This window comes from Mobilicoccus massiliensis (assembly GCF_000826525.2).
In the GTDB taxonomy this organism is placed as follows: domain Bacteria; phylum Actinomycetota; class Actinomycetes; order Actinomycetales; family Dermatophilaceae; genus Mobilicoccus; species Mobilicoccus massiliensis.
This window is the reverse complement of record NZ_LN651330.1, coordinates 377,133-391,445: the sequence shown is the minus strand read 5'-3', so window position 1 is coordinate 391,445 and position 14,313 is coordinate 377,133. Positions and strand designations below refer to the sequence as shown.

The following is a 14,313-nucleotide window of genomic DNA, read 5'->3' as shown; positions in this document are numbered from 1 at the left end:
CATGACCAGCCACCCGCAGACGCCCACATCGATGGCTCGACGCGCCGTCATCCTGACCGGTCTCGCGACGCAGCCCCTGACGATCCTCGCCGAGATCGTCGCGGCCTTCGTCGTGCGAGCGCCCTACAGCTTCGCGCACAACACGATCAGCGACCTCGGTGCGACGACGTGCACCGACATCGCCTATCCGTACGGTCCGGTGCCGGTGTGCTCCCCGTTGCACACGCTGGTCAACGGCAGCTTCATCCTCTTCGGAGCACTGCTCGCCGTCGGCGCGATCGCCGTGTTCCCCCTTCTGCCCAAGGGCTTCGGACGCGTCGCGGGCGTGGCACTCCTCGTCGTCGCGGGGCTGAGCTCGCTCGCCTCGGGCCTCATCCCGCTCGACATCGACATCGTCGGACACTCGCTCGTCTCGCTGCCGGTGTTCCTGGCGCAGCCCCTGGCGCTCGTCGTGTTGGGCGTCGTCCTGCGCCGGAGCGCCCTCACCGGCGCGAGGGTGCTCTCCCAGGCGGGGATCGTCGCCGGGGCGATCGGCCTGATCGCAGGCACGGTGTTCCTCGGCTGGATCGACCTACCTGCCCACGGTGGCACCCTCGAGCGTCTCGCGCTGTGGCCCGGCTCCCTGTGGTTCGCCGCGCTGGCCGCGGCCCTCACCCGCAAGGAGGGCAAGCGCCGGGCCACCCTCACGCCCTAGGCCTGCCCTCACCCTCGCCGCGGCTCCGGCCGGGATCCGCGGCGAGGGCGTCCCCCAGCCTCCGATTGCCGGCCCAGGTCACGGCGGCAGTGAGCAGCAGCGGAACGACGAGGGTGACCGCCGCCGCGAGTCCGGCGTACGGCGCGAGCCAGATCGACGAGACCAGGCCCATCGCCCCCACCCACGAGAAGAGCCCGGCGAACAGCGCCACGTCACCGACCGTGCGGGCCGGCCGTCGCAGGAAGACCTGCAGCAGCGCCCAGCACGTGGCCCCCACGCAGAACGCGAGGAACGATCCGACGGCCCAGGCCCGGGGCATCGACGCGTCGGCACCACCGGCGCCCCAGTGCGTCACCATCGTCTCGGGGAGCCGCGGCCACATCGCGAGGGCCGTCACACCTGCCACGAGCAGACCGGTGAGCGGATAGAGCGGGAGCCATCGAGCGACGCGGCGCCGGCGCGACTCTCGCGCCTCGTGATCACGTTCGGTGTCGGCCTGAGCCGGTGGGAGGGGTGGGGTCATGGCGGCCTCCTTCTCGACACCGGTGTCGAGGCAGCCCAGCGTAGAGCGCGCCGGGACGCCGGGGGCCGGATCGGGCACCTGCTTTCGGCGACGACCCCCGCAACGCAGAGGGCGCAGACCCGGCTCCCCCATGGCCCGCCGGGACCTTCCGCAACACGCCGCCGGCCCGGGAGGTGTGCATTAGGGTAGGCATACCTAACTTCACCGTCGAAAGGCCTCCGTTGTCCCCTCGCCGCCTCACCCTCGTCGCCGCCACCATCATCGCCTCGCTCGGGCCGGCCGCGTGCGGCTCCGACTCGACCTCCGGCGCCACCGCGCCCACGACGGGGGCCGCCGCCGCAAACGGGTCCGATCAGGCCTTTCCGGTGACCCTCACCCACGCCTTCGGCCAGACGACGATCGAGAAGAAGCCCGAGCGTGTGGCGAGTGTCGCCTGGGGCAATCACGAGGTTCCTCTCGCGCTCGGCATCGTCCCGGTCGGCATGAGCAAGGCCACCTGGGGCGACGACGACAAGAACGGCATGCACCCGTGGGTCGAGGCCAAGCTCTCCGAGCTCGGGGGCGCGACCCCGGCACTGTTCGACGACACCGACAGCATCGACTACGAGGCCGTCTCGGCGACCAAGCCCGACGTCATCCTCGCCGCCTACTCCGGGCTCACCAAGGAGCAGTACGACACGCTGAGCAAGATCGCACCGGTCGTCGCCTACCCCGAGCAGCCGTGGGGCACGTCGATGAACGAGATGATCCGCACCAACGCCACGGCCATCGGCAAGGCCGCCGAAGGCGAACGGCTCGCCAAGGACCTCGACGCGCAGATCGCACAGGCCGCGAAGAAGCACCCCGACCTCGCGGGCAAGGGCGCGCTCTTCTCGTTCATCGATCCGAGCGATCTGGGCAAGATCGGGTTCTACAACGAGAACGATCCGCGCGTGGAGCTCTGGACCAAGCTCGGCATGAAAGTCCCGGCGCAGGTGGCGAAGACGAAATCCTCGCCCGAGTTCTGGAACACGGTGAGCGCGGAGTCCTCCGACACGTTCTCCGACGTCGACCTGCTCGTGACGTACGGCAAAGACCCGGCGACGACGACCGCGACGGTCCAGAAGGACCCGCTGTGGTCGAAGATCCCCGCAGTGAAGAACGGGGCGGTCGCGGTGCTGCCCGACGACACCCCGCTCGCGGCCTCGGCCAACCCCTCCCCCCTCAACGTTCCCTGGGGCCTGGAGAAGTACCTCGCGGTGCTCGACCAGGCCGCGGCGAAGGCGAAGTGAGCGCGGGCTCGTGAGCACGACGATCGAGCGGGCTGCGACGGCGGGCGTCGACACTCGCCCTCGCCGATCCCGGCTCGCGCGTCGTGGCCTCGGCCTCGCCGTGCTCCTCCTCGTGCTCGCCCTCGTCGCGGCGGCCTCCGTGACCTTCGGAGCCCGGCACGTCGGCCTCACCGACCTGCTCGCCGCGCTGACGGGCGGGGACGCGAACATCGCCCAGGCCGCGGTCGCCAAGCGAATCCCCCGAACGCTGCTCGCGGCCGTCGTGGGTGCCGCCCTCGGCGTCGCCGGAGCCGTCATGCAGGGCCTCACGCGCAATCCGCTCGCAGACCCCGGCATCCTCGGCGTCACCTCCGGCGCGTCGCTCGCCGTGGTGTCGGGCATCGCGTTCTTCGGGCTGTCCTCGCCGGTCGGGTACGCGTGGGTCGCGGTGCTGGGGTCGGCGTGCGCGGCGGTCCTCGTCTACGTCGTGGGGTCCCTCGGCCGGGGTGGGGCGACCCCGCTCAAGCTCACCCTCGCCGGGGCCGCGACGTCGGCGGCGTTCTCCTCGCTCATCAGCGCGGTCCTGCTGCCGCGCGTCGAGGTGATGGACTCCTTCAGGTTCTGGCAGATCGGTGGGGTCGGTGGCGCCGACGTGGGCACAATGTCGCTGCTCTCGCCGTTCCTGCTCGTCGGGCTCGCGCTGTGTCTCGTCACGGCCGGCGGGCTCGACGCGCTCGCACTCGGTGACGACGTCGCCGCCGGGCTCGGCGAGAACGTCGTGCGCACCCGACTCGTCGCCGCGCTCGGCGCGGTGCTGCTCTGCGGCGCGGCGACCGCGCTGGCCGGGCCCATCGGGTTCGTCGGACTCGTCGTCCCGCACGCCTGTCGGCTCGTGGCCGGGTCGGCGCATCGCCGCCTCCTGCCCTGCTCGGCGCTGACCGGCGCCACGTTGCTCATCGCGGCCGATGTCGTCGGCCGTGTCGTCGCCCGCCCCGACGAGATCGACGTCGGCGTCGTCACGGCACTGATCGGAGCCCCCGTGTTCATCGCGATCGTGCGGCGGCAGAAGGCGAGGGCGTTGTGAGCTCTGCGGTTCAAGAGGATTCGCCGGCGATCTCCACGGCGGAGACCTTCGCTGCCGGCCGCCGACGGCGAGCGCGTGCCCGCGTCGCGGCCACGGTGGCTCTCGGGGCGCTCGTCCTCGCCCTCGTCGCCGTCGCACTCATGGCCGGCCACACCTTCTACACGCCCGTCGAGGTCGCTCGCCTCGTCCTCGGCGAGACGGTGCCGGGGGCGAGCTTCGCGGTGGGTGAACTGCGGCTCCCCCGCGCGGCCCTCGCCCTCCTCGCGGGCACGTGCTTCGGTCTCGCGGGCGTGACGTTCCAGACGATGCTGCGCAACGCCCTGGCCTCCCCCGACATCATCGGGATCAGTTCGGGCGCGGGCGCGGCGGCGGTGTTCGGCATCGTCGTTCTCGGGCTCGGCCCGACGCAGGTCTCGGTGCTGGCGGTCGCCGCCGGGCTGGCGACCGCGCTGCTCGTCTACGTGCTCGCGTTCAAGGACGGCATGGCCGGAACCCGGTTGATCCTCATCGGAATCGGTCTCTCCGCGATGCTCGACTCCCTCGTCGCCTACCTGTTGTCGAAGGCCGCCAAATGGGATCTGCAGACGGCGATGCGCTGGCTCACCGGCAGCGTCAACGACGCCACGTGGGACGCCGTGCTGCCCCTCGCCGTCGCCGTCGCGGTCGGCGTGCCGGTACTGCTCTCGCAGGCGGCCCACCTGCGCCTGCTCCACCTCGGTGACGACGCGGCCTCGGCCCTGGGGGTCCGCGTCGAGCGCACACGGGTCGTCGCGATCGTCATCGCGGTCGGGCTCATCGCGTTCGCGACGGCCGCGGCCGGGCCGATCGCGTTCGTCGCGTTCCTCTCCGGCCCCATCGCTGCACGCCTCGTCCGGCCGGGCGGATCGCTCATGATCCCCGCCGCCCTCGTCGGCGCCGCGCTCGTGCTCGCCGCCGACCTCGTCGGGCAGTTCGCCTTCGACGCCCGCTACCCCGTGGGCGTCGTCACCGGAGCGCTCGGCGCGCCCTACCTCGTGTACCTGCTCGTTCGCACCAACCGATCCGGAGGCTCCCTGTGACCGCCGACCACACGCTCCACGCCCAGCAGGTCAGGCTGGGTTACGGCGATCGCACCGTCGTCCACGACCTCGACCTCGCCCTCGAGCCGGGCGCCATCACCGTCGTCGTCGGAGCCAACGCGTGCGGCAAGTCGACCCTGCTCCGCTCGCTCGCCCGGCTCCTCACCCCGGAATCCGGACGAATCCTGCTCGACGGCAAGGACATTCACCGCCGGCCGACGAAAGAGGTCGCTCGCACCCTCGGGCTGTTGCCGCAATCACCCACCGCGCCCGAGGGCATCGCCGTCGGCGACCTCGTCGCCCGCGGACGCAGCCCGCATCTCGGCATGCTGACGCGCTGGTCACGAGAGGACGACACCGCGGTAGCCGAGGCGCTCGACCTCACCGGCACCGCGGAACTCGTCGACCGTGCCGTCGACGAACTCTCGGGCGGCCAGCGGCAACGCGTGTGGATCGCGATGGCCCTCGCCCAGCGCACCGACGTGCTCCTGCTGGACGAGCCGACGACGTTCCTCGACATCGCCCACCAGATCGAGGTCCTCGACCTGCTCACCGACCTCAACGCCGCGCGCGGCACGACGATCGCGATGGTGCTGCACGACCTCAACCTCGCCGCGCGCTACGCCGACCGACTCGTCGCACTGTGTCGCGGCCGCCTCGTCGCCGACGGCACACCCGCGGACGTGCTCACCCCCGCCCTCGTCGAGGAGGTCTACGGGATGCCCAGCCGGGTCGTGCCCGACCCCGTCTCGGGCAAGCCTCTCGTCCTGCCGATCGGCCGTCATCACGCGGCGCGTCGCATCGAATCGTCGCCGTCATGGACGCCGGTCTCGGCCTGAGGCGGGCCGGGCCGGGCCGTTCGGCGGCGGTGAGCGCGATGGGCGCGATCGGTCGTAGGGGCGTCGCCACGCACGCGTATGCACGACCACCCATCGCTCACCGTGCGGAGCGAGGCGATGCGGTGTTGACTCGCAGACGATGACACCACGCTTGACCACCTCGGCACCGCGATCGGCGAACACGCGGTCGAGCAACACGCTCGCACAGGGACGCGCCATCTGCCGAGACATCACGCGCCTGCATGGCACGACGTACTTCTGGGGCACCCAGTTTCTCCCCCGGGAGGCGCGCGAGGACGTCTACGCGATCTACGCGTTGTGCCGGCTGGCCGACGACATCGTCGACGAGCCCGACGCCGTGACCAGCCTCGACCTCGGCCGCGACCTCGGAGTGCCGGAGGGCGCCGAGCCCGAGGTGCGGCTGGAGGCGTTCGCCCGCCGCTTCGAGCTGGCCCGCGAGCGCGGCGGCGACACCCACCCCGTTCTCGACGCCATCGCCGCGAGCGTGCGCCGTCTGGACGTGCCCGCCGAGTGCTTCGATCGGTTCTTCCACGCGATGCGCCTGGACCTCCACCGCACGTCGTGGGCCACCTGGCCCGACCTGCGCGACGGCTACATGGAGGGCTCGGCGGCGGTCATCGGCGAGATGATGCTGCCGGTGCTGCGACCCACCACCCCGCAGGCGCGGCACCCCGCGCGACAACTCGGGCTGGCGTTCCAGCTCACGAACTTCATCCGCGACGTCTCCGAGGATCTCGATCGCGGACGCATCTACCTCCCGGCCGACGATCTCGACCGGCACGGTGCCGACCCACGGCTGCGCCGGGTCACCCCGCAGTGGCGGACGTTCCTCGCCGAGCAGATCGAGCGCAACCGCGAGCTCTATCGCGAGGCCGAGCCCGGGCTGGCGATGCTTCCGCCCTCCTCCGCCCGGTGCGTCGGCGCGGCACTGACCATGTACTCCACCATCCTCACCCGCATCGAAGAGGCCGATTACGACGTGTTCTCCACCCGCCGCCGCGTCTCCCCCGCCGACAAGATCGGCATGGCCGCCCGTGCTCTCCTGACCGGCCGGGGTACGACCGCGCCGCCGGCCCCCCACGTCCAGGAGTCGCAGCCGACGACCCATCCCACCGGCGCCCCTGCTTCGTGCACCGTCCCGCCCGGTGCGGTGCCGCCCGGCTCGCCACGTGACCGGATTCCCGTTCGACGCGTCCCCCGGCCGCCGGCCGAGGCTCTGTGCAGCACGTGGAAGCAGGCGTCGGTGCCGCGTATCGAACGCGCGCTGGCCGTCGCGCAGAGCCGTGATCCCGGTGGCTGGTACGTCATCGGCGCCTCCGGTGATGTCGGCGCGGAGTCGATCGTGCGGACGATCGCCGGCCGGGAGATCGCCGTCTGGCGTACCGAGGACGGCTCGCTTCGAGCAGGTCCGGGCGCCTGCCCGCATATGGGGGCGAGGCTCGACCGCTGCGAGGTCGCCGGCACCGACCTCATGTGCCGCTGGCACGGGCTGCGGCTGCCGTCGGAGTGGGGCAGGTCGTGGGAGACGCTCCCCGCGTACGACGACGGCGTGCTGCTCTGGGTGCAACTGCCCGCCGAGGGCGAGACACCGCGCGAGCGTCCGACGTTGCCGGCCCGTCCCTCCCTCGACACGGCGCTGACCGCCGTCTACTCACGAGCCGCCCAGTGCGAGCCGCAGGACGTCGTCGCCAACCGGCTGGACCCGTGGCACGGGGCCTGGCTGCACCCCTACGCGTTCAGTCACCTCGTCGTCGACGACGACGCGAGCACCGACGACCGGCTCGTCACCGATGTCACGTTCCGCCTCACGCCCACCTGGGGAGTGCCGGTGCGGGCGGAGTTCACGTGCCCGGACGCCCGCACCATCGTCATGCACATCACCGGGGGCGAGGGCGCCGGGAGCGTCGTCGAGACCCACGCCACCCCCATCGGCACCGACGCCTCCGGGCGGCCGGTCACGGTGATGACCGAGGCGACGATCGCCTCCTCCGGCCGCGTCGGGTTCCGCCTCGCCCGCAGATTGCAGCCCGCGATCCGCCCGTTCGTCCGGCGCACTCAGGCCCGCTTGTGGGTCGACGACCTCGAGTACACCGAGCGCCGACACCTCGTGCGCAGCGGGGGGATCCAGCCGTGACGGCGGCGTGGGACGCCGGCTGGAACCCGGCCTGGGACCCCTACCAGTACCTGCTGCTCATGGGCGCGTGTCTGCTCATCACCCTGCCGCTCGAGCTGTTCCTCGCTGCGGGGGTCTACCGTCGTCCGCGGCGACTGATCGCCGCACTGCTGCCGGTCGTCGTGCTGTTCTCGGCGTGGGACGTGCTCGGGATCGTGCGCGGACACTGGTGGTACTCACCGCGATTCACCACCGGGTGGCTGATCCCGATCATCGACATGCCGATCGAGGAGCTCGTGTTCTTCGTCGTCGTCCCGCTCTGCGGGCTGCTCACCTACGGGGCCGTCGGCACGGTCCTGCGGCTCGGGTCACGCCTGCGACGCCGCGAGGTCGACGCCGATGCCTGAGTACACCGTTCTCGCCGTCGCCTCGGTCGTCGCCGTCGTCGTCATCGAGACGCGCGTCTGGCGGACGGGCCTGTTCCGGACCGGCCGGTACTGGATCAGCATGGCGATCGTCGGGTTCTTCCAGGTCCTCGTCGACGGGTGGCTGACCAAGCTCGACGCCCCGATCGTCCTCTACGCCCCCGAGCATCACCTCGGTGTGCGAGCGCCGTGGGACATCCCCGTCGAGGACTTCCTCTTCGGGTTCTCGATGGTGACCCTCACCCTGATGTTGTGGGTGCGCGCCGGCCGCCGCGACGCCGAGACCCGCCGCCCCGACAAGGAGCACGCATGACGTCACGGCCCATCTCGGCCCGCGAGGCCACGGTCACCTCGGCCTTCGACGAGGTCGGCGCGCACTACGACCGGCTCACCGGCATGTCGCCGGGCTACGCGGACCAACTGCTCTTCTCGGCACGGCTGCTGGTCGACCGGCTCCGGCGCCGACCCGGGCCGGAGGACGCGCCGCTGCGCATCGCCGACCTCGGCTGTGGCTCGGGCGCCTCGACGCAGGCCCTGCTCATCGCGCTCGTGGAGAGCGGCTGCCCGTTCCGCATCGAGGGCATCGACGGCTCCGCGGGAATGCTCGCGCAGGCGAGGGCGAAGCGGTGGCCGGAGTCGGTGACGTTCCGGCACGCCCAGGCCGAGGAACTGGGTGTCGAGGAGCACCCGCCCGGTGACACCTCGGACCTCGCCGCCGGCGCGGCCGGCGACGGCGGCGGATACGACGGAGTGTTCGCCGCCTACCTCGTGCGCAACGTGCCCGACGCCGACGCGTTCTGCGGGCATGTGCACCGGATGCTGCGCCCCGGCGGGGTGTTCGTCGTCCACGACTACGGAGTCGCGGGGCGGCCCCTCGACGTCGCGGCCTGGACGGCGTTGTGCTGGGGAGTCATCATCCCGTCGTCGCTGGTCGTCGCCCGCAAGCCCGGGCTGTTCCGGTACCTGTGGCGCAGCGTGCTCGACTTCGACAGCGACGAGCGGCTGCGACGACGCCTCCTCGACGCGGGATTCACGGACGTGGGTCAGCGCCCGGTTCCGGGTTGGCAGCGCGGCATGGTGCGCGCGACGTGGGGGCGGCGCCCGTGAGTCTGCTCCTGCCCTCGCGCTTCGCACGTCCGCGTCGGTGGACCCCGGGGCAGGACGTGCGTGCCGAACGCGTTGCCGCGACGCCTCCGACGGGGGTGTCTTCGGCGCAGGATCGGCACGTGGTCGTCGTCGGGGGCGGCATCGCCGGCATCAGCGCGGCCGTCGCCCTCGCCGAGCGCGGGGTGCGGGTGACGCTGCTCGAGGCCGGCCCGCGGCTCGGTGGCCGGGTGGCTGCCTGGCCGGTCGAGGTGCCCGGGGGCGAACCCCCGACCCAGGGAGCCCCGCACGACACGATGAGCCGCGGATTCCACGCGTTCTTTCGGCAGTACTACAACCTGCGGGCCCTCCTGCGGCGGGTGGATCCCGACCTCTCGGGCCTGCGCGCGATCGACGACTACCCACTGCTCCACGGAGACGGCTCCCGAGACTCGTTCGCCTCGATCCCGCGACAGCCACCGCTGAACATCCTCGGGTTCGTCGCGAAGAGCCCGAGCTTCGGCCTCACCGACCTCGCGCGGGTCGATCTCGATCGCGCTCTCGGGCTGCTCGACGTCGACTTCCCCCGCACGTTCGTCGAGTACGACGGGGTCAGCGCGCAGGACCTCCTCGACGCCGTCCGTTTTCCGCCCGGGATGCGTCACCTGGCGCTCGAGGTGTTCGCACGCAGCTTCTTCGCCGACCCGCGCGAGTTCTCGGCCGGTGAGCTCGTCGGGATGTTCCACACGTACTTCCTGGGCTCGGCGGAGGGTCTGCTCTTCGACGTCTCGGCCGACGACTTCGACAGCCGTTGGTGGGCTCCCCTGGGCGCCTACCTGTACCGGCTCGGGGCGCGCATGCACGTCGGGATGCGGGTGCGTGGGATCGACCGGGTCGAAGGGCGCCTCCGCGTCTCGACCGACGGGGCCGACCTCGCCGCGGAGCTGCAGGACGTCGACGCCGTCGTGCTCGCCCCCGACCGCGCGGGGTTGCAGAAGATCGTCGCCGCCAGTCCCGACCTCGGAGACGAGGCGTGGCGGGCCGCCGTCGAATCCCAGCGCATCGCACCGCGGTTCATCGTCCAGCGCCTGTGGTTCGACACCCCCACCCGCCCCGGGACGCCGCCGTTCCTCGGCACCGCCGCCCTCGGGTACCTCGACAACGTCAGCGCTGTGCACCTGTTCGAGGACGGTGCCGCGCAGTGGGCGGTACGCAACGGCGGCAGCGTCGTCGAACTCCACGCGTACGCCGTCCCCGACGACGTGGACGATGCCACCGTCACCCGCGACATGCGCGGGCATCTCGACCGGCTGCATCCCGAACTCGTCGACGCCGGCGTCGTTCACGAGGAGGTCATCGTCGCCCGCGACTGCCCCCTCGTCGGCACCGACCCGTGGGCGGCGCGCCCGGGCGTCGTGACCCCCGATCCCGACGTCGTCCTCGCCGGGGACGGCATCCGCTGCGAACTGCCCGTCGCGCTCATGGAACGCGCGGCCACCACCGGATTTCAGGCCGCGAACCACCTGCTGGCCGGGTGGGGCGCGGCCGGGCATGACCTGTGGAGCGCCCCGACCCACACTCGTTTCCCGCGCGCGACATCGGCGCTGAGGGCCGCGGTTCGCACGCTGCCGACCCGCGGGCGCACCGGAGCGCGCACCGGAGAGGGGGCGTCGTCATGAGCCACGTCGTCGTCATCGGGGCCGGCCTGGCCGGCCTCTCCGCGGCGTGCCGGCTTCGCGGTCTCGGGCACGAGGTGACCGTCGTCGAACGACAAGCCGGGCCCGGCGGGCGCGGAATCCGTCTCGAGAAGGACGGATTCACGTTCGACACGGGGCCGACGGTGCTGACGATGATCGACCTCGTCGACGACGCCCTGCGCGCCGTGGGGGCTCGTGCGAGCGACGTCCTCGACCTCACGCTGCTCGATCCCGCCTATCGGGCCCGGTTCGCCGACGGGTCGACGATCTTCGTCCGTCACGGTCACGAGGCGATGCGCGACGAGATCGCCCGGGAATGCGGGGCGTCCGACGCCGCAGCGTTCGACGAGTTCGTGGCCTGGCTGCGCGAGCTCTACCGCGTCGAGATGCCGCACTTCATCGACGCGAACTACGACAGTCCCCTCGATCTGCTGCGCTCACCGGGGGCGGCGGCGCGACTCGTGCGACTCGGCGGGTTCGGCAAGCTGGGCCCGGCGATCCGCGGACGCTTTCGCGACCCCCGCCTGCACCGGATCTTCTCGTTCCAGGCGATGTACGCGGGCCTCGCGCCCGAGCAGGCACTCGCGATCTACGCCGTCATCACGTACATGGATTCCATCGAGGGCGTGTGGTTTCCGCACGGAGGGATGCGGGAGGTGCCCGAGGCGATGGCTCGCGCCGCCGCCGCTGCCGGCGTGGAGTTCCGCTACGAGAACGACGTGCGGCGGGTACTCACGCGTCGCGACGGGGTCGTGGCCGGAGTCGAGGTCGGGTCGTCGCCGGAGGTCGATGCCCGATCGTCGTCGGGTTCGGCTGCCACCGAACGGATCTCGGCCGACGCGGTCGTCTGCACGATCGATCTGCCGACGGCCTACGAGCGACTGCTTCCCGACCTCACCCCGCCACGTGTCCTACGCCGACCGCGCTACTCGCCGTCGGCCGTCGTCTGGCACGTCGGGGTGCGAGGTGAACCGCGCGACGTCGCCCACCACAACATCCACTTCGGTCGCGCCTGGGACGAGGCGTTCGACGACCTGCTCGACCGAGGGCGCCGGATGCGGGATCCCTCGCGCCTCGTCACCGTGCCGTCGCTCGACGACCCTGCCGCCGCCCCGGAGGGTTGCTCCACGCTCTACGTCCTCGAGCCGGTGCCGAACCTCGCCGTCGGCCAGGTCGAGTGGGCGAGCGAGGGTCCGCGGATGCGCGAGGAGCTCCTGGGGTTCCTCGGCGACGCGGGGTATCCGACGGACGTCGTCACCGAGGAGTTCGTCGACCCGACCGACTGGGCACGGGCCGGGATGGCGGGTGGGACCCCGTTCGCGCTCGCGCACACGTTCGGCCAGACCGGGCCGTTCCGGCCTCCGAACGTCGAACGCCGCAGGCCGGGGCTGTTCTTCGCCGGGTCGGGCACCGTGCCCGGTGTCGGTGTGCCGATGGTGCTGATCTCGGGCAAGCTCGCGGCCTCGCGGGTGGCGGGGTACCTGCCGTCGCCGCGCTGACCCGCTCCTGTTGGCAACGGTCGCGCCCGTGTGCGACGACGACTGCGCCAGGAGAGGATGATCCGACGCGACCGGCAGGAGGAGCCATGCGCATCGAGATCGCTCAGGGCGACATCACGACGTTCGAGGTCGACGCGATCGTCAACGCGGCCAACCACTCGATGCTCGGAGGCGGCGGCGTCGACGGGGCCATCCATCGGGCGGGTGGCAAGCAGATCCTCGCCGAGTGCCGGCGTCTGCGTGAGGACACGTATCCCACCGGGTTGCCCACGGGCGAGTCCGCGGCGACCACCGGCGGCGACCTCCCGGCTGCTCACGTCATCCACACCGTCGGCCCGGTCTGGGCGAAGACGAAGGACAAGAGCGACGAGCTGCGCTCCTGCTACCGCACGGCACTCGCCGTCGCCGACGAGATCGGGGCCCGCAGGCTCGCGTTCCCACTCATCTCCGCGGGGCTCTACAAGTGGCCGAAGGACGACGCGATCCGCGTGGCGCTCACGACGCTGCGTGACACGCCGACTCAGGTCGAGCAGGCGACGCTCGTCCTCTTCGACGGCGCGACGTACGACCTGGCGAGGCAGGTGGCCGCCGACCTCGGCCTCTGAGGGCGGCTCAGCGTTCGGCGGCGTCCCGCGACGCCGAGATCTCCCCGACCGCGTCGATGACCATGTTCCAGAACCGCTCGACGTCGAGGTCGAACGCCGCCTGGGTCGGACAGTCCTCGGGAGCCTCGCGGCGCAGGTCGGCGACGGTCATCCCCAGCGTGTGGGTTCCGGTGAGCTCGACGCTGATCGGCGCCTTACGGGTCGTCATCACCGACGGGTCGATGACATACGCGACCGCGCACGGGTCGTGCACGGGCGGGAACTCGAAGCCCTGTGCGTCCTGGTAGGCCTTTCGGAAGAACGCGAAGAGGCCGAGCACGAACTCGGCGACCGGGCCGCCGACGGCCTCGATGCGAGCCGCGACCTCGTCCGTGGCCAGGGCCTGGTGCGTGAGGTCGAGCCCGACCATGGTCACCGGCCACCCGGCATCGAAGACGATGTGCGCGGCCTCGGGGTCGACCTTGATGTTGAACTCGGCCACCGGCGACCAGTTGCCCTCGTGGACGCCGCCGCCCATGAGCACGACCTCGGCCACACGATCCACGATCCGCGGTTCCTTGCGTGCGGCCATCGCGACGTTCGTCAGCGGTCCGGTCGGAACCAGCGTGACCGTGCCCGGCTCGTTGTTCATCACCGTGTCGATGATGAGGTCGACGGCGTGCCGGGGGTCGAGGTCGAACGTCGGCTCGGGCAACTCGACCCCGTCGAGGCCGGAGTCGCCGTGGATGTCGGGAGCGACCTCGACCGGGCGAACCAGCGGGCGATCGCAGCCGGCTGCGAAGGGCACCCCGTCGATGCCCGCGACGGCGGCCACGGCCAGCGCGTTCTGGGTGACCTTGGTCAGCGTCTGGTTACCGCCGACCGTGGTCACCGCGACCAGGTCGATCTCGGGATTCGCGTGAGCGAGCAGCATGGCGACGGCGTCGTCGTGCCCCGGGTCGCAGTCGAGAATGATCTTGCGCGGCATGCGGTCCTCCTCGGTCTCGAAATCCCCACCCTAGGTGCGCGCTCCGACGGCGGCACAGCCCCTCGTCGAGCGACGACCGCTTCTCGGGGCCGCCGAACCGGAGAACACACCGTCCCCCGTGAGATCCTTCTCGCCCCGCTAGGCGCGTCGGCCATCCTCGGTCGGAGGGCCGTCGACGCCCTCGTCCCACGACTCGCCACGTCGCTGTGCCCGCGCCACGGTCAAGGCCGCGAGCGACGACACGGCAGCGAACCCGACGATGACCCAACCGCCACCGCCCTGGCCTCCGAGAAGGACCATGACCGCGCCCACGAGGGCGACGACCGCGAGGGCGATGCCGATCACGAGGGCCCACCGCTGCGGAGTCAGCATCGAGGGCCGCCTTCGAGTCGGGACAAGGGACGCGACGATCCTATGCGGCACCCGCAGCGGGACCGACCCCCGCGGTCCAGGAT

General features: G+C 71.8%; 15 protein-coding genes. 12 read left to right on the top strand and 3 right to left on the bottom strand.

All coding sequences use genetic code 11. The annotated features are described in order from the left end of the window. The first annotated feature begins 1 nt into the window (after position 1). Positions 2 to 694, top strand: coding sequence for a DUF998 domain-containing protein (locus BN1197_RS11575; protein WP_141397274.1), 693 nt, complete (start codon positions 2 to 4; stop codon positions 692 to 694). Here the strand turns inward: BN1197_RS11575 and BN1197_RS11570 are convergent. Then, complete coding sequence (locus BN1197_RS11570; protein WP_176489749.1) at positions 684 to 1,217, bottom strand: DUF1648 domain-containing protein; 534 nt, start codon at positions 1,215 to 1,217, stop codon at positions 684 to 686. The two genes, BN1197_RS11575 and BN1197_RS11570, sit on opposite strands and share 11 nt — an antisense overlap. Positions 1,218 to 1,438: 221 nt before the next feature. Between BN1197_RS11570 and BN1197_RS11565 the strand changes: the two genes are divergently transcribed. From BN1197_RS11565 to BN1197_RS11515, 11 genes are all read left to right on the top strand, one after another. Next, complete coding sequence (locus BN1197_RS11565; RefSeq protein ID WP_040159576.1) at positions 1,439 to 2,488, top strand: iron-siderophore ABC transporter substrate-binding protein; 1,050 nt, start codon at positions 1,439 to 1,441, stop codon at positions 2,486 to 2,488. 10 nt (positions 2,489 to 2,498) lie between these two features. Continuing rightward, complete coding sequence (locus BN1197_RS11560) at positions 2,499 to 3,551, top strand: FecCD family ABC transporter permease (protein ID WP_052466575.1); 1,053 nt, start codon at positions 2,499 to 2,501, stop codon at positions 3,549 to 3,551. After that, a complete protein-coding gene (locus BN1197_RS11555) occupies positions 3,548 to 4,609 on the top strand; it encodes a FecCD family ABC transporter permease (protein ID WP_052466573.1) in 1,062 nt (353 codons plus the stop codon). The genes BN1197_RS11560 and BN1197_RS11555 overlap by 4 nt, the downstream gene beginning before the upstream one ends. Further along, positions 4,606 to 5,448, top strand: coding sequence for an ABC transporter ATP-binding protein (locus BN1197_RS11550; RefSeq protein WP_040159574.1), 843 nt, complete (start codon positions 4,606 to 4,608; stop codon positions 5,446 to 5,448). Before BN1197_RS11555 ends, BN1197_RS11550 begins: the two co-directional genes overlap by 4 nt. Positions 5,449 to 5,587: 139 nt before the next feature. After that, complete coding sequence (locus BN1197_RS17550; protein WP_217991192.1) at positions 5,588 to 7,603, top strand: DUF5914 domain-containing protein; 2,016 nt, start codon at positions 5,588 to 5,590, stop codon at positions 7,601 to 7,603. Then, a complete protein-coding gene (locus BN1197_RS11540) occupies positions 7,600 to 7,989 on the top strand; it encodes a lycopene cyclase domain-containing protein (protein ID WP_245851905.1) in 390 nt (129 codons plus the stop codon). The genes BN1197_RS17550 and BN1197_RS11540 overlap by 4 nt, the downstream gene beginning before the upstream one ends. Further along, positions 7,982 to 8,320: a lycopene cyclase domain-containing protein gene (locus BN1197_RS11535; RefSeq protein ID WP_040159572.1), complete on the top strand. Its 339-nt coding sequence runs from the start codon at positions 7,982 to 7,984 to the stop codon at positions 8,318 to 8,320. Before BN1197_RS11540 ends, BN1197_RS11535 begins: the two co-directional genes overlap by 8 nt. Next, on the top strand, positions 8,317 to 9,114 hold the full coding sequence (locus BN1197_RS11530; RefSeq protein ID WP_040159570.1) for a class I SAM-dependent DNA methyltransferase: 798 nt from the start codon (positions 8,317 to 8,319) through the stop codon (positions 9,112 to 9,114). Before BN1197_RS11535 ends, BN1197_RS11530 begins: the two co-directional genes overlap by 4 nt. Positions 9,115 to 9,233: 119 nt before the next feature. After that, positions 9,234 to 10,769, top strand: a complete 1,536-nt coding sequence (locus tag BN1197_RS11525; protein ID WP_281253128.1) for an FAD-dependent oxidoreductase — start codon at positions 9,234 to 9,236, stop codon at positions 10,767 to 10,769. Beyond that, on the top strand, positions 10,766 to 12,286 hold the full coding sequence (gene crtI, locus BN1197_RS11520) for a phytoene desaturase family protein (protein ID WP_040159875.1): 1,521 nt from the start codon (positions 10,766 to 10,768) through the stop codon (positions 12,284 to 12,286). Before BN1197_RS11525 ends, crtI begins: the two co-directional genes overlap by 4 nt. An 86-nt stretch (positions 12,287 to 12,372) precedes the next feature. Further along, the gene (locus BN1197_RS11515; protein ID WP_040159568.1) at positions 12,373 to 12,891 is read left to right on the top strand and encodes an O-acetyl-ADP-ribose deacetylase; all 519 of its coding nucleotides are present in this window, start codon (positions 12,373 to 12,375) and stop codon (positions 12,889 to 12,891) included. Positions 12,892 to 12,898: 7 nt separating this feature from the next. Here the strand turns inward: BN1197_RS11515 and uriH are convergent, their stop codons facing one another. Further along, positions 12,899 to 13,858, bottom strand: coding sequence for a uridine-preferring nucleoside hydrolase UriH (gene uriH, locus BN1197_RS11510; RefSeq protein ID WP_040159566.1), 960 nt, complete (start codon positions 13,856 to 13,858; stop codon positions 12,899 to 12,901). A 138-nt stretch (positions 13,859 to 13,996) separates the two neighbouring features. Next, positions 13,997 to 14,230 (bottom strand): hypothetical protein, encoded by a 234-nt coding sequence (locus tag BN1197_RS11505; protein ID WP_040159564.1) that lies wholly within the window; start codon positions 14,228 to 14,230, stop codon positions 13,997 to 13,999. Positions 14,231 to 14,313: the final 83 nt, after the last annotated feature.